We start from the raw sequence: 21,139 nt of genomic DNA, 5'->3' as shown, positions 1-21,139 counted from the left end.
AATCAACCTCCAAAACTTTTCTCTGAATTCTTATAATCTTTTACATGCAATTGATAATATACACTGCCGGCGTAATGATTTTCATCTACCGAGTAGACCACATCCAATTTGCTGCCGGGTTTTACGGTAATCTCTCCATTTCTGAATTTTATGGCATCGAAAGTAACCCCGCCCGCCTTCAATTTCATCTTAAGATGAGAACTCCCCACAATTCGAGCGTCGGATAGATGTACGCCGAACGTTCTAAAAACCGGCTTCGTGTTGTGTGGCCCGAAGGGTTCGAACATCTTCAAAATCTCCACGAGGCTGTCGTTCAACTCCGTCAATTCGAGATCTGCGTCGATGGCTAGAACAGGAGTTTTCATCTCCTCGGTGATGGTTCTTGCGACCACCCGCTCAAACATTTCTTGAAACCTCTGCAAATTCCCGGGACCGAGTGCGAGACCTGCAGCAAACTTATGACCGCCAAATTGAAAAAGCAGATCTGAGCACTCACGTATTGCAGCAAAAATGTCATATCCGACTACGCTCCTCGCGCTGCCGCGAACAACTCCGTCAACAGTCGTAAGCATGATGGTCGGTTTATAAAACGCTTCAACAACTCTCGACGCTACGATCCCGAGAACTCCCGCGTGCCAGGAGTCCTTGTGAAGAACGAGGGAATTGCTCGACAACATCGTGGACGCCATATCTCTCGCTTCATTGAAGGTACGCTCGTCGAGCATTTTCCGGTGCAAATTTTCTTTCTCGAGAATTTGAGCAAACTTCTCAGCGACATCTTCATCGTCGGTCACCAGCAACTCCACCGCTCTTTTTGCATCCCCGAGTCTTCCGACGGCATTTATTCTCGGCGCGATGATGAACGAGACCTGACCCGTTGTCAATTTCGTATGATCGATATGCGAGCTTTGAAAGAGCGCTTTGATTCCCGCACGAGGACGGCGCGCGACGGCGTCGAATCCAGACCGGACGAATACTCTATTCTCTCCTGTCAAGGGGACGACATCGGCTGCCGCCGCAATTGCGACAAGGTCGATATACTCATCTGGAAGCTGGGGTTTGTCGAGCTTAGTGGAGACGCCTTTTGCAAATTTGTAGGCAACGCCGCATCCCGATAGAAATTTAAACGGATAGCCGCAGCCCGGTTTGATAGGATCAAGGACAGCAACCGCCTCGGGGCATAGTTCAACTTCATGGTGGTCGCAAACGATCGCTTCGATTCCCTTAGACAATGCCAGAGCAATTTCTCTGCTTGAAGAAACCCCGCAATCGACACTGATCAACAGGGTGAAACCGTTCTTTTCTGCAAACTCGATGCCCGTCGTACTGATGCCGTAACCTTCTTTCAGCCGATCAGGCAGATAATACTCTACGTCGGCTCCTAAATTCCTGAAAAACATGTAGAGCAATGCGGCACCCGTCGTTCCGTCAACATCGTAATCACCGTATATCAGAATTTTTTCATCTCGTTCTAATGCTTTAAACACACGCTTGACTGCTGCATCCATCCCGTCCATGAGAAACGGGTCATGTTGGTCCTGAAGACTCGAATAGAAAAAAGATTTTATCTTGTCGGGTGAATCGAACCCTCGCTGTACGAGAAGCCGCGCCACGACCTCTTTCACTTTCAGCTGTGCCGCAAGGCCGCTGATCAGCTCATGGTTTCCCTGCTCGGACAATTTCCACTTGTAAATCATTGTACCATGAGCCTTTCAGTAGTGCCGAAGTGCGACTTGCTTCCGAGATGATCTGTATTGCCAAAACAATTGGAGTGAGCCGATAAGCCGAATTCTGTCTTCCCTCCGCCGAGGCGGAAGGGAGGCAGCCATTTATCTAAGCGACCTACCCGAGAGTCTGACGAGGCTGGCCGCCTCGTGGCCCGAGAGCGCTCCTCCCTTACTTGGTCTTGCTCCGCAGGGGGTTTGCCGTGCACCACGATGTCACCATCGAGGACGGTAGGCTCTTGCCCTGCCTTTTCACCCTTGCTCCGATTCGACGAATCGAACCGGGGCGGTATATTTTCTGTGGCACTTTCCGTCGGGTCGCCCCGCCTCCGATGCACCTTCGCCTCGGGCGAAAAAGCACCGGAGCCTGCTGCCATGTGGAGTTCGGACTTTCCTCTCACGACTCCGCAAAAGCAGAGCCCTGAACGGCTGCCTGGCTCACTCCTTAACAAAGCTCGCTCCCTTCTTCGACAACTTATCCGCAGCTTTATTTAACTCCCTTGGAATATGTATTATTTTAAATTTCATCTTAGCGGCTTTTATCTTGTCATAAACCTGTTTCGCAAGAATTTTTATGGTCGAGTTCTTGATCTTATACAACCCGTTCACTTGGGAGACTACTAGAAGGCTGTCGGATCTCACTTCAAGTTCGTCGGCGCCAAGTTCCTCCGCAAGGTCTATGCTTTTCAGCAGCGCCATGTATTCCGCCCGATTGTTTGTCCCGCACCCGATATTTTCCCAGTGTTCTTTTACAACTTTCCCGTCTGCATTATACAGCACTATGCCGAGGCCGCTGGCTCCCGGATTGCCAAACGAGGCACCGTCGATGTTCGCGATCAGCTTCATAACTCACGGGCAGTTTCCTCAACAATTTCGTTGGGGACAAGAATTCTCCCGCAATGGTCGCAGGTAAATATTCTCTCCATCTGGCGCAGGTCAAGAAGTCTCTGCGGCGGAAGAACATTGTAGCATCCTCCGCATGCGTTCCTGCGCACCACCGGCACAATCGCCTTTCCTTTCGTAGCCTTCCTTATCATCTCATAACGGGCAAAGCTCTGGCGATCGATTTTCTGTACATGCTTTTCTCGCTCTTTAATATAACGCTTTTCTTCATCATGAGTCAGGGATACAAGCTCTTCAAGCTCAACTTTCTTCGAAGAATACGCTTCTTCCTCGCCTTCGTACTCCTTTTTTAGCTTTTCAACGTCCCGGCTCGACGTGGTTTCTTTCGACTGTATATCTTCAAGTTCTTTATGAAGCCCCTGAACCTTTTCCTTGGAATTGTCGATCTGTTTGCTCAGTGCATCGTACTCGCGGTTAGTTTTCACCTTAACGCGCATGTCGGTATATTTGTCAATCCTTTTTCTAAGTTCATCGAGCTCTTTTTCAATTTCTTTTTTTCTGACGACAGCCTTCCTTAAAAATTCATCGTTCTCCTTAATCTGCGTCTTCAAATCCGTGATCTTCTTCTCAAGTTCGTCCACTTCAGCCGGTAAATCTCCGCGCTCTTCTAATAATCCGTCTAATTTCAAATCGACTTGCTGAAGTTGAAACAACGCTTTCAGTTTATCCTTGACAGCCACTTTGATCTCCTGGATACTTTAAATTGTAATTGCATTTATTGTTTTGAACTCGCTTATCTCAATCGCCACTGAATCGGAAAACGTTTTTTTCAAGACCTTGAACATCACATCAGGTAAAAACCTTTCAGTGCCTTGATGCGTCGCGTCCGCCAAAACAGGACCATGACTTTGCGCTTCTCGAAAATCATGGTGCTTAACGTCTCCGGTAACAAAAATGTCCGCACCACAATGCACAGCTTCTTTATAAAATGAAACGCCTGAACCAACAGATACAGCGACCTTCTTTACATTTACATCCGGGGAATGGGACACTTTTATAAAGTCGGTTCCAATTATTTTCTTAACATGGGAAAGGAATCCCCTTAGGGGTACAGGTTCATCGAGTTCACCGATCGCCCCGAATCCATACTCCGCGGAATTATTCATAAGTGGATAGATGTCGTAGGCCGGCTCTTCATACGGATGCACCTTCAGCATTTCGTTCACCGCCGGCCCAACGAGAGATTTCTCCACAATCATCTCAAGCCGATGCTCATCGACCCGCTCAAACCTGCCTGTTTGTCCGACATACGGCAAGGCATCTGCTGTCGGGACAAAACTTCCTTTCCCCTCTGCTACGAATGAGCAATCATAATAATTCCCAATTCTCCCTGCGCCTGCTTTCGCCATTGCTTCCCTCACTTTGTCCGAATGAGATGCCGGCACAAATACGACAATCTTGAAAAGCATGCTCTTCATTGGCGATAGAAACTTGATCTTGTTCAAACCGAGTCGAGCCGCTAGGTCGAAATTCAAACCTTCTTTAATCACGTCGAGCGCCGAATGAATTGCAAACACGTTTATACTTTTGCGCGCAGCCTCAAAAAGTGGGTCAGGTTTCGAAACGGACGAAGTGAAAGAGCTTTTAGGCCGGAAAAGAGGAGTGTGATATGTCACCACCAAGTTAGAATGACTCTTCAACGCTTCATCAAGAACGCCGCAGTTCAATTCGTAAGCTAACGTCATCCTCTCACATTCATCATCATAATTTCCTACTATCAATCCGACATTGTCCTGATCTGACACCAATTCAATCGGAAGATCATCACCAATTCTCTTGACCAATTCGTGAAGCTTCATCGACAAAAAAGCTCCGTTAGAACTATTAGGGACAAAAAAAAAGTGTTCCTCTAACCGCTGGAACACTTTTCATAAACTCTGTGTGACCGGGAAACTTTGCTTTAAAAATTTTCTGATAAGCAACTTTTCTTTTCTATTTGGCATTTTAAAAATTACATCAAAAATATATCCATGCTTTACAAAAGAAGCAAGGTACGCAATACGGTGATCTACAAAGAACTCCTTCCGGGGCCACTCACAATTATAAGGGGCTGCTGATTTTGCTTTTCGACGTTTTTAAGCCTAAAATATGTCGCATGATCTCCCCGAACATTTTGCTCGGTGCGTATTCGATGGGATATTTTCCAATGGCGGACGACGACGGGAAAATATCATGGTACTCGCCCGACCCACGCACTATCATACCACTCGAGAATTTCAACATACCTCGGTCGACAAAGCAACTGATCAACAAGCAGATCTTCAAAATTGGCATCGACACAAATTTCGAATCGGTGATTAAAGGCTGCGCCAACCGGGAGGAAACATGGATCAGCGATGAAATAATTGAAAGCTACATGGAGCTGCACCGGCTCGGTTTCGCGCACAGCATTGAGAGTATCGATGGCAGCGAGATAGCGGGTGGACTTTACGGAGTCGCACTCGGGACGGCGTTCTTCGGCGAATCTATGTTCAGTCTGAAGAGCGGAGCTTCAAAGGTTGCGCTGGCCTTCCTAATCACGCATCTTTCGGAAAATGGTTTCAGTCTCCTCGACACTCAATACGCCACTCCTCATCTGGAAACGTTCGGCGCAATTGAAATCCCAAAGAAAAAATATATTCAAATGCTCCACAAGGCGGTCGCTAAAAAGACAAATTTCGGCCGCTGACTCTTTGGGCCGTCCGATTCTACTTCAGCCTTTCGGAAAAATAGAACTTATCTCCGTTTATGATTCCAACTGCGCTTCCTTTGAATTTCCATCCTTTGAATCCCGTGTTTCTGCTTTTCGATTTGAATTCTTCGGGGTTCACCACCCATTCACAATCCGGATCGATTATTGAAATATCCGCTTTGGCACCAAGTTCAAACGTGGGAACTTGCAGCCCGAGTATTTTCCGCGGATTTACCGACAGTAAATCGACAATCTGCCGCAAGGATAAAACTCTCTCATGATAAAGTCTCGTCATCACGGCTCCGACAGTCGTCTCAAGTCCGATCATTCCGAATGGAGCTGCGTCGAACTCCACTTCTTTTTCATGTATCGCATGAGGCGCATGATCGCTTGCGATCGCATCGATCGTTCCATCTTTCAATGCGGCGATCAGCGCCTCGTTGTCTTTCTTGGTCCGAAGCGGCGGATTTACCTTATAATCCGAATCGTATGTGGACAACAAGCTATCGTCCAAGAAAAGATGGTGAGGAGTGACATCGCAGGTCACGGACAGACCGCGCTTTTTTGCATCGGATATACAAGCTGTTGACTCTGCCGTCGATATATGGGTAGCGTGATATCTCCCGCTGAATGCTCCGAGCAACTTTATATCGCGGCTTAGAATCAATTCCTCGGAAACGCGATGCTGGGTCTTCAACCCGTATTTGATCGTTTCGGGACTCTCATTTGTGGAACCGGATTTCGTAAGATCATGATCTTCGCAATGCTGGATGATAGGTTTGTTCAACATTGAAGAGTATTCAAGTGCCAGTCTCATCAAATGTGAATTCGTTACCGCCGAACCATCATCACTGAACGCAATCGCACCTGCCTCAGCGAGGTCCTTCATTTCCGACAGACGTTCGCCTTTTCTTGCTTCCGTGATAGCGGCAATTTGATAGACCGTCACTAAGCCCGACTGCTGCGCACGGTCATGAACATATTTAACGACTTCCGCAGAATCCACAACCGGATCCGTGTTCGGCATCGCGGCTATTCCGGTGAAGCCTCCGTTCGCTGCTGCCGCTATTCCCGATGAAATGTCCTCTTTATATTCCTGTCCCGGTTCTCTCAGATGGGTATGCATGTCAAACAATCCCGGTACGACAAATTTGCCTCGCAGATTTATCTCGTGGTTCACAGGGTTTCCCCCAAGCGAACCTCCGATCTCCTGTATGAATCCATCGACAATGAATATGTCGAACATGCCGTCATGCTTGCCTGACGGATCGACGACCCTCGCATTTCTAAGGAAAATTTTCATGAGCTTCTGACTCCGGTTAAATATAAAACTGCCATTCTCACGGCCACTCCGTTTGTCACCTGATCGAGAATCAAGGATGCTTTTCCATCGGCAACGTCCGCATCGAGTTCAACCCCGCGGTTGATCGGGCCGGGGTGCATTACCACGACCGACTTTTTTGCCCTCTCCAATCTCGCGCGGTTAATCCCCCAGTATAGTCTGTACTCTCTGATGGAAGGAAAATCTCCGCCGGCTTCTCTTTCAAGCTGGATCCTCAAAACATTCAAGACGTCTGCCCAGGCTATTGCTTCATCGATATCATAGAAGGTCTTCACGCAAAATTGCTCCAGATAGTTCGGGATGAGCGTTTTGGGTCCGCACACCGCGACTTCCGCTCCCAATTTTGTCAAACCGAAAATATTTGACCGCGCCACTCTGCTGTGCTGGATGTCGCCTACGATGCAGACACGGAGCCCCTTCAAGTCTCCGAATTTTTCCAGCATGGTGAACATGTCAAGAAGCCCTTGAGTAGGATGTTCGTTGATTCCGTCTCCGGCATTGATGACCGGAGATTTCAATAGACGCGAGAGAAAGTGAGGGGCACCGGTCGATGAATGCCTGACTACAACCACGTCTGTTTTCATCGCTTCGATGTTCCTTGCGGTGTCCTTCAACGTTTCGCCTTTGGAGACGCTGCTGCCGCTTGCTGCGAAGTTAACGACATCTGCGCTCAACCTCCGTTCCGCAAGCTCAAATGAAATCCTCGTCCGTGTGGAACTTTCAAAAAACAAATTCACGACCGTTGTTCCCTGCAAAGTTGGAACCTTTTTTATCGGCCTCTCCAGTACCTCTCGAAAACTCCGGGCAGTATCGAGTATCTCCAATATCTCTTCCCGTGAGAGATCCCGCAGTCCCAGCAGGTTTTTAATTCCCTGTGCCATCTTCATCCTCCGTCAGTAGTATTTCGTCGGTTCCGTCGATTTCCGAAAGGTGGACCACTATAGACTCTTTGATCGCCGTGGGTTGATTTTTCCCGACATAATCCGCGCTGATCGGCAATTCCCTGTGACCGCGATCCACAAGAACGGCAAGCTGTATCGTGGTCGGCCTTCCGATATCGATTAGTGCATCGAGCGCGGACCGAATTGTTCTTCCTGTAAACAGAACATCGTCCACCAGAATGACGTTTTTGTCGGTTATGTCGAAGTGGACTTCCGTCCTTTTCAGCTCCGGAAGTTTCAACTTTTGCCGGACGTCATCCCGGTAGAGTGTAATGTCAAGCGTTCCAAGAGGCACCTTGACTTTCTCTATTTCCGAGATTTTGTCGGCAATTCTTTTGGCAAGAAAATCGCCGCGCGTCTTTATGCCGATGACGCACAAGTTTGCCGCTCCCTTGTTGTGTTCGATTATTTCGTGCGCGAGCCGCGTGATGGACCGGCCCATTTGCTGCACGTCCGCGATCTTAGATTTGACTCTCATGCGTACTCCTGATTGAGTTGAACAAACTACTGATGCAAAAGAGCCTTTATGGGTAAGGTTGTATCTGCTGACAGGTCCTTATCCACCTCGCCGGATGGAGTTAAAGGCTTTCTTAAGATAGTAATCGTGCCACGATTTTCCAAATTTTGTGCACCATGAATTTTCCCGGAGATTCTCGGCAAACTCTCCGCAAGTTTCTGAAAGACTCAAACTTACGGCACATGCATCCTCTCCGTCTCCTTGATTTTCCCCCCTATGAGGTTTATATTTTCAGCGATTTTTTTAACCAAGGAGCAATTGATGCTGAAGGCCGTGATTATGGCCGGGGGATTTGGTACGCGACTTCGTCCTCTTACTTGCAGAATTCCGAAACCTATGGTCCCGATCATGAACAGACCGATGATCGAGCATATCGTCCGTCTCCTCGTAAATCACGGCATCCGCGACATAGTGGTCCTTATTTTCTATTATCCCAACGTAATTAAGAATTTCCTGCAAGACGGCAGCCAGTACGGAGCTTCAATACAATATGTCAAGGCAGAGGCGGACTATGGCACGGCAGGAAGCGTACGCAACGCATATGAACTCATAAAGGGCTCCCGCGTTCTGGTCATAAGCGGCGACGTACTGACCGATTTTGATTTGACGAGAGCAATAGAGTTTCATGAGTCAAAGAGGTCCAAGGCGACGCTTGTTCTCACTCGCGTAAATGATCCCTTACAGTTCGGACTTGTGATTACCGATGAGAGCGGAAAGATCGTAAGATTTCTTGAGAAGCCAACCTGGGGCGAGGTATTCAGCGACACGGTTAACACAGGAATTTACGTCATCGAACCGGAAGTATTGGAAATGGTTCCATACCATGAAGACTATGATTTCAGCAAAGAACTCTTTCCGTCGATGCTCAAACAAAGGATGCCGCTATATGGATATGCCGCAGAAGGTTATTGGAGGGACATAGGAAACCTCAACGAATACATCGAAGCCCAATTGGATTGCCTTGAGCAAAAGGTCCACGTGAGCTGCGGCGGAAAAAGATTCGACTTCAACGGAGCGAGGGTGATTGCACCTGAAGAGTTTCAGCTCCCGCAGAGCCTTAACGTGCGCGGCACAGTGGTTATCGGCGACAACGTGACCATCGGCGAAGAAGTAGAGCTTGAGGACACCATCATCGGAAATAATTGTACGGTCGATTCATATTCAAATATCAGTCGCAGTATTCTCTGGGATAATGTATTGGTCGGTGCCCGATCCAAAATAGCGGGCGACGTAATAGCAAGCGGGACCATCATCGGCGAACAGGTTGAAATTGAAGAAAATGTTTTCATAAGCGACGACTGTATAATCGGGAAGAAAGCAAACATAAAACCCAACGTAAAACTTTGGCCGAAGAAAGTCGTCGACGCCGGTGCGACTCTCTCCCGGAGTTTAATCTGGGAGGATAAGTGGTTATCTGCGATTTTTACGGACGCGCGCGTGACCGGCACATCGAACATCGAGATGAATCCTGAGTTTGCTGCGAAACTCGGTGCGGCATTCGGTTCCCTTCTTGGCGGCGGGAAGTACGTCGTATGCAGCAGGGACTCTCACACCATCAGCAGAATGATCAATCGATCGCTGATTGTCGGGTTGATGTCGGCCGGCACAAACATCTACGATCTGAGGAGTACGCCGATACCGATTGTTCGTCACGAGCTTCGCAGCGGAAAGGCGGCTGGCGGCATCCACGTCAGGAAAAGCCCGTTCGATCCTGACCTGACAGACATAATTTTCCTTGATTCGGATGGGAGAGATTTGTCGACCAGCAAAGTGCGCGCGGTCGAAAGACTTTTTTTCGGAGAGGAATTCGCGAGAGCACCTCACGACGAGGTCGGCGACATTTTTTTTCCTGAAAGGACAAATGAAAGTTACCGCCAGGATTTCATCAGATCGCTGGATATTGATGCCATAAGATCCCAGAAGTTCAACATAGTCATCGACTACTCGCACGGAGTCGCTTCGACACTATTCCCGATGATAGTTGGCTCGCTGAGCACAAGAGTGGTGGCACTGAATGCCTATCTCGATCCTAAGCAGCTTACAAAAACTCCCAGGCAATTGGAAAATGATCTGAACCAATTGAGCGGGATCGTCAAGTCGCTCAATTACAATTTCGGATTCATGTTCGATGCGGGAGCGGAAAAAATTTTCGTGATTAACGAACTCGGCAAATTCGTGGATGAAGATAGACTTCTTTCCCTGGTCACTAAACTATTTGCGTTAGCCGAACCTCAGCTGAAGCGAATCGCCGTTCCCTTTTCCGCCTCGAGGGAAATCGATCTCGTCGCTGCCGAACACGGGCTTAACGTAACCAGAACAAAGGCAACCCACCAGGCGTTAATGAATGCCGCTTATGAAGGCACCTATGACTTTGTCGGCGGCACAAAAGGCGGCTTTATTTTTCCTCAATTCTTGTTCGCAAGCGACGCAATGTTTTCCGTTGCAAAAATTCTGGAGATGACGGCAAAGACAGGGATAACACTGTCCGAACTGGAACAGGTTGTCCCGCGGCTTCACATGGTGAAAAAAAATCTCGACTGCCCGTGGAGTGAAAAGGGAACCATAATGAGGAAGCTCATAGAATTCACGAAACATGAAAAACGTGAAACTGTCGACGGAATCAAAGTCCATTATGACGACGGCACGTGGGTTCATTTGCTCCCCGACAAGGAACGAGCCTTATTTCACATTAACGCCGAGTCGGAAAACAAGGAGATGGCACAGTCTGCAGTAGACCGTTTCGAGTCGAAAATTGTCGAATGGCTCTCTGACTGGGCTGGCGGCAAATCCGAACGAGCGAATAATTGAAGGCGAACAATGCACAACGAGTGACGGCGACTTTTTGCTTTTTGTCGAAGGCATCCCTCATGTAAATTATTCATTGTTCGCTCAATCAATATTGAAAGGAATAAATTTTACAGATGAAAATCAGCGATATACTTCAAGATGAGTTTGTATCTACAAAATTGCCTGGCAAATCGAAAGATGACGTGCTCAACGCATTGATAGACTTGCTCAGGAGCTCAAAGAAAATTAAGGATTTGGAAAAAGTCCGCGAGGCAATTTTTGAGCGCGAGAAAATCATGTCGACCGGGGTTGGAAAGGGTTTTGCAATTCCTCACGGAAAAACAGACGCAGTCACGGACATCGTTGCGGCTTTTGCCGTAACCGGCGAGCCGGTTGACTTTCAATCGCTCGATGGTGAACCCGTCAGGTTGTTATTTCTGTTGATTGGAAGAGACAACATGGTAGGCCCCCATATAAAACTCCTGAGCAGAATTTCACGGTTGATGAACAAAGATGAGTTCAGAAAAAAGTTGATAGCGGCAAAGACCCCTGCCGAAATAGTACAGTCTTTCAAAGAAGAAGAAATGAGCTACTTCGATATTTAACAGTGGACTGCGAAGAGTGATATGTTGAATGTGAAAATCTTATTCCCTCCATTATTCACCGTTCACTTTTCGTTATTCGCTCAAAAAGAGAATGACAAAAAAAAGACTTCCGCAGACAAACCGTAACAATCACCAGCCCGAGTACAGGCTTCTCATAGAAAATTTTAGCGATCCGACGACCAAGCGGTCCGGCACCGTTTTTCTTTTCAGAACGTCGGAAGAATTTCAGAATTTTGTCTATGAACTGGTGGTGGAAACCGAACGAAAAGACGACAAGATATTTTTCAAAATCGTCGGACTAAGGACTCCCCTCAAAGACTTTCCAGCGGCAGGCCCCGCGATATGCAGATGCGAAATTGAGAACCTCGAGCCGGGCGTGTATACACTTTTGGTCGATCGGCGCAGCAAGCAGATCAATCAGTTCAAAGTTTCTATACACAAAAAAATAAAAATTCTCAGGACGGCTCGTGAAGGGAGATTCATCGATGTAACAACCGACCGGAGCGAGTGGTCATCTCGATGAAAAGTTTATATGCTGAGTAAGATTTTGAGCGACACGGTGGCGCCGGTCTTATTCAAGATCGGTCCCTTTAACGTGTATAGTTTCGGCTTGATGATGGGAATCGGCTTTCTCGCAGCAAATTATGTCCTCGTGCAAGAATTTACCCGTAAGGGACTCAGCCCGAACTTTGCCAATGAGCTGACGATTATCGCCGTCATATTCGGTATAGCCGGATCCAAGCTGCTTTCGTTGATAGAAGACTGGGGAAGTTTCTTAGCCGATCCTATCGGGATGACTTTTTCTCCAGGCGGGCTGACATGGTATGGAGGTTTTATTCTCGCGGCATTGATTATTTCGTGGGACATCAGAAGGAAACACTACAAGTTCCTGTCGGTAGCGGACGCTTTCGGACCGGCGTTGATTCTCGGATATGGAGTAGCGAGGATCGGATGTCATTTGTCAGGCGACGGAGATTATGGCATGCCGACTCACCTTCCGTGGGGGGTGGATTATGCCAGAGGCATTCTGCCGCCGTCAGAGGCGTTTAGAGATTTCCCGAATATTGCCGCCAAGTTTCCCGGTGGAATTGTGCCGGATCATACTCTTCTTCATCCGACTCCGATTTACGAGTTTTTCGCATGTACGATAATATTTCTTTTTCTGTGGAAAATTCGAAAGACGATTAAACCCGACGGTAAAATCTTCATGCTTTATCTCATTCTTGCGGGACTCGAAAGGCTTCTCGTAGAGTTTATCAGACTGAATCCGCGGCTTCTCTTCGGCTTAAGTGAAGCGCAGCTGGTCTCCATTCCGTTGATTTTGATCGGAATGGGAGGATTTGTTTATTTGTCCCGCATATCCGGAGCAATAAAGAAGTGATGAAGGTACTTTTGTACAAAAAGGAAAACTGTAAGCTATGTGAAGATGCTGAGTCGGTTCTTGAAAAATTAAAGAAGGAGAAAAAATTTTTCCTTGAAAGAATTACGCTCGAACTAAATACGGATTTATTTGAAAGATTCGGCGAAAAGGTCCCGGTGGTCTTCATCAACGACAAGATGGTTTTTGAGTTTAAGCTTGACGAGGCAGCCTTTCTGAGAAAGCTTGCAGAGTTCGAGTAAGGATTCTTCCATGAGTGAAGAAAATATTATCGGCCGCAACGCCGTCGCTGAAGCTCTCAAAAGCGAGATGAACATTTCGAAAATCTATGTCCTCTATTCAGCGCATGGCGGAAGTCTGAACGAGATTTATGCCCTTGCAAAACGTCAATCCATTCCTATCGCCCGCGTCGATTCAAAGCAATTCGCTGAGCTTACTTCAAATTTATCTCGAGACCAATCCGCGCAGGGAATCGTCGCCACTGTAAGCAAAATAAAATACGAGACGCTCCAATCACTGATTGATGCAGCGTCTGATAAGGAGTATCCTTTTCTGCTTGTCCTTGACCGCGTGCAGGATCCGCAAAACTTTGGAGCGATTCTACGTTCAGCAGCGTTCTTTAACGTGGATGGAGTTATCATATCAAAAGATCAGCAAGCACCCCTGAACGAAACGGCAATTAAAGCCTCAGCCGGCAGCGCATTCCATCTTAAGATCGCCCGTGAAACGAACCTGCATCAAACAATCATGGAGCTGAAGAAATCGGGCTACTGGATTGCGACGAGCGCCGTTAAAGCTCCGCTTTCAATTATTGAAATGGATGCACGTGTTCCGCTCTCCGTTATAATCGGAAACGAAGGGAGCGGTGTCAGGAGGATTTTGCGCGACAAGTCAGATATAACCTTTTCTATTCCGCAATTGGGAAAAATAGATTCATTAAATGTATCGGCGGCAGCCGGAATCATCTGTTATGAAATTTCACGTCAAAAAGGGACGCTGTCCCGGAAGGATATGATAGGGACATGAAAAGATTATCCGTAAACATCGATCACGTCGCTACGCTGCGACAGGCTCGCGGCGAAAATCAGCCCGATCCGGTGACCGCGGCTCTCATCGCGGAGCTGGCGGGCGCCTCGGGAATTGTCAGCCATCTCCGTGAAGATCGCAGGCATATTCAAGACGATGATGTGTACCTTCTCCGTAAGACGCTGAAAACCAAGCTCGACCTTGAGATGGCCGCGACCGATGAAATCATAGACGTCGCTCTCGACGTCGTGCCTGATCTCGTGACCCTTGTTCCTGAACGCAGACAGGAATTAACAACTGAAGGCGGGCTTGACGCAGCAGCGGAAGTCTCAAGACTGAAGGATGTCACGAACAGATTTCACGAAAAAAATATTCTTGTCAGCCTCTTCGTGGACCCGGTCGAGACCCAAATTAAAGCGGCCCGAAAAGCCGGGGCCGATTTCGTCGAGCTCCACACGGGCGAATATGCAAACGCAAAAGGCAACAATATCATGGTACAGCTTGATCGTATCAAGAAGGGAGCAAAGTTCGCAAACAAATTAGGTCTAAAAGTAAACGCTGGTCATGGATTAAATTACAGCAATCTAAAATCTGTAGCCATGATTGGCGAAATAGAAGAATTTAGTATAGGCCACGCGCTTATCTCTCATGCCCTCTTTGTGGGAATGGAACGAGCCGTCAAGGAAATGATGGCGATTCTTTGCGAGTGTGACCGTTAAGAACCGCTGTAATACATTACGACAAATGAAGATTCTCATTTTGATCGACGATATTGCTGGGATTTGCATTTAGCATTCCTCGGGACAGTACTTTGATTACGATTTTCATCATTAGGAGGTTGAATATTGATAAAGAGTAAGTCAACACAGGCGATTCATGGCAGGAAGGACAAAACCTATCGTGGCGCTAACTATCCGATCTATCAGAGCACAACATTTGCCGTCGAGAAAAGCGATGACTACGACAAATACATCAGTGGTGACGAGGAAGAATTTTACATGTACACCCGCTACTCAAATCCGACGGTAAGAAACGTGGAAGAAAAAATTGCCGCGCTCGAAAACGCCGAAGATGCTATTCTCTTTTCCAGCGGCATGGCAGCCATCACGACGGTGATTCTCTCCTTCGTGGAAAACGGGAGCACGGTTGTTGCACAGCGCAGACTATACGGAATGGCATACAGATTTCTCCGGGACATCGCACCAAAATTCGGTATCCAAGTACAATTTGTCGACGAAAGCCAGCTTTACACATTCAGCGAAGACTTCCTCCAGGCAAGGATTGTATATTTTGAGACGCCGATAAATCCTACCACCGACTGCGTTTCGATCTCCAAGACCGTTAAGGCTGCAAGAAAAATCGGCGCCCTGACCATCATGGACAACACTTTCGCCTCTCCGATCAATCAGAATCCAATCGACTTTGGAGTCGACGTGGTCATACATAGTGCGACCAAATATATCGGAGGCCACAGCGACATCATGGCCGGCGCTGCGGCCTCGACAAAAGGGCGTGTGCGCGCGATTCGCGAGACCATGAAAGCGTTCGGCGGATGCATTAACCCGATCGATGCTTATATGCTTGACCGAAGTTTAAAGACGCTGAAAGTGCGGGTTGAACAGCAGAACAGAGGGGCGCAAAGACTCGCCGAGTTCTTTATGCGCCAAAAAAAGGTGAAAGCTGTGTTTTATCCCGGCCTCCCGGGATCGAAGAATTACAAGATTGCCAGACGCCAGATGAAAGGCTTCGGCGGAATGTTGTGCGTAGAGCTTGTGAATTTGGAATCGGCAAAGAAGTTCTGCGACAATCTTGAGATCGCACTCAACGCCACGAGCTTAGGAGGCACCGATACGCTCGTCAGCATTCCCGTCCTCACAAGCCATATAAAAATGAAACCTGAGGAATTGAATGCAGCCAAAGTGACGGAAGGTATGGTGAGAATATCTGTTGGCATTGAAGATGTCGACGATCTTATACAAGATTTTAAAAACGCGCTAGCGAGAATCTAGAAAGCGGCGAGGTTCAAAATGAAGTCTATTTCATCGGATTACGTTCGCGTCTATTACACATTTGTGCCGAGCGAGATCATTAACGCGAAAATGATACTGGACAAAGAAGGAATCGAATATATTACCAGCAACGAAAATTTTGCCGCTCTTTACCCGGGAGCCGATGGCATGGCTACTGTCGATTTCCTGGTGAAAGAGAAAGACGAAGAGCGAGCCAAGGAAGTACTACGAGATCTAATTCAAGGCAAGCGCTAACAGTTTGACACTCCGCGAATCATCTCACGTTCCTGATCAGGCCGAGATGAAGTCTCAAGGCCCGGGCATAATTTGCCGCATGTAATCCAAACCTCTCCGCAGATCCTGCAAACGCTTTCAATGCCGCGTCCGCTGCCTCAAAATATTTCCTGTTCTCAGTCACGACAAACAATCGATCAAAGAGAATCGCTGCGCACGAATTTCCCGATGGAGTTGGCGCATCTTCTATGGGTTTCTTCCGCAATTCCATATGGGAGTCATGGTCCTCCGCCTTAATCGGCCGATCAAGGAAGCCGCCGTTCTCACCGTCGTTGAACTCTTCGAGAAGCAGCTGCGCAATCTTTTCGGCAGCATAGAGGTGCACCTCGTTCCTTGCCGCCTCAAACAAGTCGAGAAGCGCATTCCCGAACAATACGTTATCATCAAGCAAGCCGCGATACAACACCGCGCCTCCGGAAAATGCATGTGCAACATTTCCGTGAACATCACACATATTATCCATGATAAATGCGGCGGCTTCCTCGGCTGCCTGAAAATATTTTCTTTCCTTCAAAGCGATTGAGGCTTCGACCAGCGAGCCTATTGCCAATCCGTTCCGGTCGGCAAAAATTGTCTTCTCAACAAAAGGCGGTTTTCTCCGATTGCGCGAGTCAAGCAGCTTTTGCCTGGCGCTTCCGATTAGATCGAGAATACGATCCTCTGATGCCTTGGAATTTTTCACTATATCTTTTTCCTCTAAGGTAATCCTCAGCACATTTCTTTCAGGAAACTCATGGATATCCCCCGGCATCTCCCGAATATCGAAATATAACTGTGCAACTTCATTCTCTTCTTTCGTGAGCACATCTTCTAATTCTCTCTTTGTCCATGTCCAGTATGTGCCGTCGTCGGATTCATCGACATCGGCATCCTGGTGTGCGTAAAAGGCGCCGTTCGGTGCTCTCATCCTCCCGGTTATCCAATCGGCAGTCTCACGAGCGACCCTTGCGTAAAACTTCCCTCGAACGGATCCTTCGACGTTTCCTGAAAGTTGAAGGCCGAGTAAATATGTTTCCAGCATGAGGGCACTGTCATACAACATTTTTTCGAAGTGCGGGACGTGCCAATATCTGTCGACGGAGTACCTATGAAATCCGCCGCCAAGCTGGTCATAGACGCCTCCACGGGCAATGCAATCCAGCGTCGCTTCGACGATCTCTTTCAGATTCGGATCGTTTCGACTTATAGCCTCCTCAGCGAGAAGCTGCAAAGCGGTGGGATTATAAAATTTCGGCGCGCCACCAAATCCGCCGAAACTTTTGTCAAATCTCGCGCGCGCATCGTCAATGATTTTTCCGATGATCCCTTCGTTCAATTCACCCCGCTGCGCCGAGTTAAGTTCATATTCCTTTAAATGATGGAACATTTCCTCCGCACTTCTTAATATGTCGGTTCGTCTTGTCGCGTACAATTCGGCAATCTGCGGCAGGAGTTTGAGCAAGCCCTGCCTTCCGTGCGTGTCGTCCTTCGGAAAATACGTGCCCCCATAAAATGCCTTTCCGTCAAAAGTAAGAAACCCCGTCAAAGGCCAGCCGCCCGCACCTGCCAACGCACCGATCGCAGTTTGGTAGCGTGAGTCCACATCAGGCATCTGATCACGGTCGACCTTTACAGGCACAAAGTGTTTATTGATGATTTCTGCGACCACCGGATCAGAATAAGATTCTCTATCCATGACGTGGCACCAATGGCACCACACTGCGCCGATGTCGAGAAGAATGGGTCGATCCAGCTGTTCCGCCAACTTGAATATCTCATCCGAATAGACCTGCCAGTGTACAGGCTGGCCTGATGCCTCACGGAGGTAAGGACTTTCGTTTTCACCAAGTCGATTCTTCAGCTCCATCGCTAATTCACAACAAAGTTAAGTGTCATAAAATCCCGCGACAAAGAATATCGTATAAACTAAGCCCGCTCTTTCTGCCCGCACGTCTTCAAGCGTTCGTGGCTCCTTGGCTTACCTTTTTCTTCTTGCGTTCAAAAAAATAATGATTCCAACCACAACGAACACGAATGAACCGATTAGAGTCTTTGCAAAAAATAGAACCGGACTCCCTCCTGCGTTCGGCGGAAATAGTGCCAGGACAATTGCGACTATGGTCGTCATCCCACCGACCCCCGACATGATGATTCTCAATTTAGTCTGCAGATTATTATTCTTCTTTCGCTCTCTCTGCAGACTTCTTATTGCCGCCAGAAAAATGTATACGTACGGAATGAAGTAAACTATGATGGTTGCGTCGACGAGTGCGAGATACGCCTGTTCGGTTGAGGCGCCGATGAAACTCATCAGCAGGAAGACGGTAGCGATAATCCCCTGGAAAATTATCGCGACATGCGGCGTTTTCCATTTCGGATGAACTCTCGCGAAACTCTTAGGAAGATAACTGTCTATCCCGGTGACAAACAAAATCCTTGCACTCCCCGCGAGCCACGCCCCTGCTCCGCCAATCCCGGCAAGTGTAATCAGCAGTGCGCTTAAGTTTGTCAAGTATCTCATCCCCGTTTTATGCTCCAGCTCCTGAATCGACTGGACCAGACCGGTGACGAGGTTAACGTCTTTCGACGAAAGTCCAACCAACAGCGAAATCGTTCCGACCAGGTAAACAAAAACGATTCCCGCGCCGGAAAGATATGTCGCCCTCGGAATGGTCTTTTCGGCATCAATTATTTCTCCCGACATGACGGCGGCCAGCTCAAGTCCGGCGAGCGCAAAACACATCGAAGACCAAAACGAAATTGTGCCGTAATCCAATTTTGTTGGCAAGACCGTGTGCAGAGAAAATTGCGTCTCAGATTTTCCGAAATATATAATCAGTCCCGCCAAAGCCGCGATTATGAAAATCGGAACGAATGTCCCGACTGCTCCGACATTCTGCACCCACTTTCCAATCTTTACACCAATTACGTTAAAACCGATCGCAATCCATAGTATAACCAAACTCGCGATCACGATGAACATACTGCTCGGAATCATGGCGGAAGTCGACGGGAGAATAAACGGAGCTATCGCAGCGACCGAGATCAAGAGCGATGGATAATAAACCAAATTATTTGCCCAGTAACACCAGCCAGCAACGAAACCGTGGAAATCTCCGAACTCGACTTTTGCCCATTCGTAGACTCCGCCTTCAACTGGATATTTCCTGCTGAGATGAATTACCACAATGCCTTGTGGAATGAAAAACAAAATTAGAGCGAGCACCCACAGGGAAATTGAACCTGTACCTGTCGCTGCGGCGAGCGAAATCCATCGAGTACCAACGATCGCGACGACATTAAATAGAACGATGTCTCTGACTTTCAGGGCCCGAAGAAGTTCAGTCATCGTATGTCCGTAGGCTTTCTGTCGAGCCTCGCTCGCTCGGCCATATAGGACACATACTGTTGAACAGCAGATCCAGCTTCCGGCGGAGTTGTGCAGGTCGGCTCCCCCGCCGATGTATCTCTGCATTTCAGGATTGTGAAATCATGATTCGCCGCGACAATCTCAAATTTCTTCAAGAGTCCCGCCGTATCGTTATAATCATGAATATAGTCCCACTCATCACCATATTTGTTAAATACTACGTATTTACAATTCTTCTTCCGACAAAAATCCGAAAGGGATTCTATCTTGGTTTCGCCGAATCCTTCGTATCCCACAAGATAATCGGAAAGAATTTTATAGTTCGCGACTTCATTGAAAATAAAATTCATCGGAGCAACACAAGTAGAATGCTGCGGCATCTCGGCAGCTATCGATCTATTCAGAGGGGGATAGTTTTCCTTTTCAAAGACCGATTCTACCTGCCAAAACAGGCCGGTCACAAAGAGAGCTAACAGGAGAAAAGCGTTCGCGGGAAAAATCCATTTTCTCTTTGCATCCATAGTGATCATGCTTCTCGCTATAAGGATTCCCCAGAACGGAATCAAGTACGTCGAATACTTCATTGTCTTATCCTCGACAAAAAGACCGAGGAAGAACATCAGCAAGAGAGTGTAAACCGTTAGACCTCTCATGCCATTGTCAAAAAGCTTTCTCCAGTTTGTGATTAGCTGAAAAAAGAACAAAGCGGAGGGAATAATGATCTGGGGCTTGCGAAACAAACGCTGGTGTTCTCTTGACATATTTATCAACGGCTTAAGAAGCGTAAACTCAGTTTTTGTGATGACCAGCGGGCTGTTTATTTGCACCTTGAAGATATCATAGTGCAGATAAATATCGAGGAGATACGGAAGAAACGCAGCCACGGCGAGGATGCCGAATAACAGCGATGCAGAGAACTTCTTCCGCAGCAGTAGAACAGCTAGTCCCGCTGCAACGAATATGATCCCGTTGAGATGTGCCAGCATCGCGAGCCCCGCGAAAAAACCCGCCAGACCTGCCCGCCAGTACTTTTCACGTCTGTGATATGCTGCCAACAAATAGAAACTGATGAAACCAAGCAAGGTCACCAGCATATCAGGTCGGCCAACCTTCGCTAAATAAACAAAATCGTGAACGGCAAATGCAATGCAAAGGCTGAGAAAAAGCTGAAGCCTTGCGGAGGGCAAGCCGGCCGAACCGCCTGCGGCCAGGTAATTTTGCTGATACTTGACCATGAAGACCACGAGGACGACGAGCGCAAGAATTGGTATCAAACGAAAAACCCATAGATCGAAATACAATATTTTGAATAGTGCAGCACCCAGATAGATAAAAAGTTTATGCTGTACCACTATGCGTACATCTTCCATGAGAAAACCGGAAAACAAGTTCGACGCAGAGTATCCCTTCTGGCTCATGAAATACGACTCTTCCGCAAACCATGCCTCATCGCCGTTTAATTTGAAAAAGGGGATACTGAGAATCAGCAGGGCAATCTCGATTATTGCCAGTAGAATGAGCAGCCTTGTTTTGTTTTGAAGCGCCTCTTTAAGCTTGCCGATCAATAGCCGGTCACCGAAATTTTATTGGTTG

Annotated in this window: 20 protein-coding genes and 1 other RNA gene; 10 read left to right on the top strand and 11 right to left on the bottom strand. The window is 47.7% G+C overall.

Features of this window, described 5'->3' with window-relative positions:
* Positions 1–2 precede the first annotated feature (2 nt).
* From recJ to VLX91_16650, 5 genes are all read right to left on the bottom strand, one after another.
* Positions 3–1,697 carry a single-stranded-DNA-specific exonuclease RecJ gene (recJ, locus tag VLX91_16670; GenBank protein ID HUI31844.1) on the bottom strand — a complete coding sequence of 565 codons (1,695 nt, stop codon included), beginning with the start codon at positions 1,695–1,697 and terminating at the stop codon, positions 3–5.
* Between the two features lie 67 nt (positions 1,698–1,764).
* An RNA gene (gene rnpB / locus VLX91_16665) (RNase P RNA component class A) lies at positions 1,765–2,169 on the bottom strand.
* A complete protein-coding gene (locus VLX91_16660; protein HUI31843.1) occupies positions 2,163–2,570 on the bottom strand; it encodes a ribonuclease HI family protein in 408 nt (135 codons plus the stop codon). The genes rnpB and VLX91_16660 overlap by 7 nt, the downstream gene beginning before the upstream one ends.
* Positions 2,567–3,307: a C4-type zinc ribbon domain-containing protein gene (locus VLX91_16655; protein ID HUI31842.1), complete on the bottom strand. Its 741-nt coding sequence runs from the start codon at positions 3,305–3,307 to the stop codon at positions 2,567–2,569. Before VLX91_16655 ends, VLX91_16660 begins: the two co-directional genes overlap by 4 nt.
* Positions 3,308–3,325: 18 nt before the next feature.
* Entirely contained in the window at positions 3,326–4,426 is a 1,101-nt protein-coding gene (locus VLX91_16650) for a Nif3-like dinuclear metal center hexameric protein (GenBank protein HUI31841.1), read from the bottom strand.
* A 296-nt stretch (positions 4,427–4,722) separates the two neighbouring features.
* On the opposite strand from VLX91_16650, the gene aat reads away from it, so the two are divergent.
* The gene (gene aat / locus VLX91_16645) at positions 4,723–5,295 is read left to right on the top strand and encodes a leucyl/phenylalanyl-tRNA--protein transferase (GenBank protein HUI31840.1); all 573 of its coding nucleotides are present in this window, start codon (positions 4,723–4,725) and stop codon (positions 5,293–5,295) included.
* Between the two features lie 19 nt (positions 5,296–5,314).
* On the opposite strand, the gene VLX91_16640 is transcribed toward aat, so the two are convergent.
* From VLX91_16640 to pyrR, 3 genes are read right to left on the bottom strand one after another with little or no spacing between them, the layout of a single operon-like run.
* Complete coding sequence (locus VLX91_16640; protein HUI31839.1) at positions 5,315–6,601, bottom strand: dihydroorotase; 1,287 nt, start codon at positions 6,599–6,601, stop codon at positions 5,315–5,317.
* On the bottom strand, positions 6,598–7,521 hold the full coding sequence (locus VLX91_16635) for an aspartate carbamoyltransferase catalytic subunit (GenBank protein HUI31838.1): 924 nt from the start codon (positions 7,519–7,521) through the stop codon (positions 6,598–6,600). Before VLX91_16635 ends, VLX91_16640 begins: the two co-directional genes overlap by 4 nt.
* A complete protein-coding gene (gene pyrR, locus VLX91_16630; protein ID HUI31837.1) occupies positions 7,505–8,059 on the bottom strand; it encodes a bifunctional pyr operon transcriptional regulator/uracil phosphoribosyltransferase PyrR in 555 nt (184 codons plus the stop codon). Before pyrR ends, VLX91_16635 begins: the two co-directional genes overlap by 17 nt.
* A 300-nt stretch (positions 8,060–8,359) precedes the next feature.
* Here pyrR and VLX91_16625 point away from each other — a divergent pair, with 300 nt between their 5' ends.
* From VLX91_16625 to VLX91_16585, 9 genes are all read left to right on the top strand, one after another.
* Positions 8,360–10,906 carry a sugar phosphate nucleotidyltransferase gene (locus VLX91_16625; GenBank protein HUI31836.1) on the top strand — a complete coding sequence of 849 codons (2,547 nt, stop codon included), beginning with the start codon at positions 8,360–8,362 and terminating at the stop codon, positions 10,904–10,906.
* Positions 10,907–11,019: 113 nt separating this feature from the next.
* On the top strand, positions 11,020–11,490 hold the full coding sequence (locus VLX91_16620; GenBank protein ID HUI31835.1) for a PTS sugar transporter subunit IIA: 471 nt from the start codon (positions 11,020–11,022) through the stop codon (positions 11,488–11,490).
* A gap of 91 nt (positions 11,491–11,581) precedes the next feature.
* Complete coding sequence (locus tag VLX91_16615; GenBank protein HUI31834.1) at positions 11,582–12,013, top strand: hypothetical protein; 432 nt, start codon at positions 11,582–11,584, stop codon at positions 12,011–12,013.
* 9 nt (positions 12,014–12,022) lie between these two features.
* Complete coding sequence (locus VLX91_16610) at positions 12,023–12,871, top strand: prolipoprotein diacylglyceryl transferase (protein ID HUI31833.1); 849 nt, start codon at positions 12,023–12,025, stop codon at positions 12,869–12,871.
* On the top strand, positions 12,871–13,110 hold the full coding sequence (locus tag VLX91_16605) for a glutaredoxin family protein (GenBank protein HUI31832.1): 240 nt from the start codon (positions 12,871–12,873) through the stop codon (positions 13,108–13,110). The genes VLX91_16610 and VLX91_16605 overlap by 1 nt, the downstream gene beginning before the upstream one ends.
* Before the next feature lie 10 nt (positions 13,111–13,120).
* Positions 13,121–13,894 carry a 23S rRNA (guanosine(2251)-2'-O)-methyltransferase RlmB gene (gene rlmB, locus VLX91_16600; GenBank protein HUI31831.1) on the top strand — a complete coding sequence of 258 codons (774 nt, stop codon included), beginning with the start codon at positions 13,121–13,123 and terminating at the stop codon, positions 13,892–13,894.
* On the top strand, positions 13,891–14,613 hold the full coding sequence (locus tag VLX91_16595) for a pyridoxine 5'-phosphate synthase (GenBank protein ID HUI31830.1): 723 nt from the start codon (positions 13,891–13,893) through the stop codon (positions 14,611–14,613). Before rlmB ends, VLX91_16595 begins: the two co-directional genes overlap by 4 nt.
* Positions 14,614–14,739: 126 nt before the next feature.
* Positions 14,740–15,903, top strand: coding sequence for an aminotransferase class I/II-fold pyridoxal phosphate-dependent enzyme (locus tag VLX91_16590; protein ID HUI31829.1), 1,164 nt, complete (start codon positions 14,740–14,742; stop codon positions 15,901–15,903).
* Positions 15,904–15,921: 18 nt separating this feature from the next.
* The gene (locus VLX91_16585) at positions 15,922–16,158 is read left to right on the top strand and encodes a DUF2007 domain-containing protein (GenBank protein HUI31828.1); all 237 of its coding nucleotides are present in this window, start codon (positions 15,922–15,924) and stop codon (positions 16,156–16,158) included.
* A gap of 19 nt (positions 16,159–16,177) precedes the next feature.
* Here the strand turns inward: VLX91_16585 and VLX91_16580 are convergent, their stop codons facing one another.
* The 3 genes from VLX91_16580 to VLX91_16570 form a co-directional block, all read right to left on the bottom strand.
* Positions 16,178–18,043, bottom strand: a complete 1,866-nt coding sequence (locus tag VLX91_16580) for a thioredoxin domain-containing protein (GenBank protein HUI31827.1) — start codon at positions 18,041–18,043, stop codon at positions 16,178–16,180.
* Between the two features lie 111 nt (positions 18,044–18,154).
* Entirely contained in the window at positions 18,155–19,525 is a 1,371-nt protein-coding gene (locus VLX91_16575) for an APC family permease (protein ID HUI31826.1), read from the bottom strand.
* Complete coding sequence (locus VLX91_16570) at positions 19,522–21,111, bottom strand: hypothetical protein (protein HUI31825.1); 1,590 nt, start codon at positions 21,109–21,111, stop codon at positions 19,522–19,524. Before VLX91_16570 ends, VLX91_16575 begins: the two co-directional genes overlap by 4 nt.
* Positions 21,112–21,139: the final 28 nt, after the last annotated feature.

This window comes from Candidatus Acidiferrales bacterium (assembly GCA_035515795.1).
GTDB lineage: Bacteria > Bacteroidota > Ignavibacteria > Kryptoniales > JAKASW01 > JAKASW01.
The sequence above is the reverse complement of the archived record's forward strand: the minus strand, read 5'-3'. Positions and strand labels throughout refer to the sequence as shown.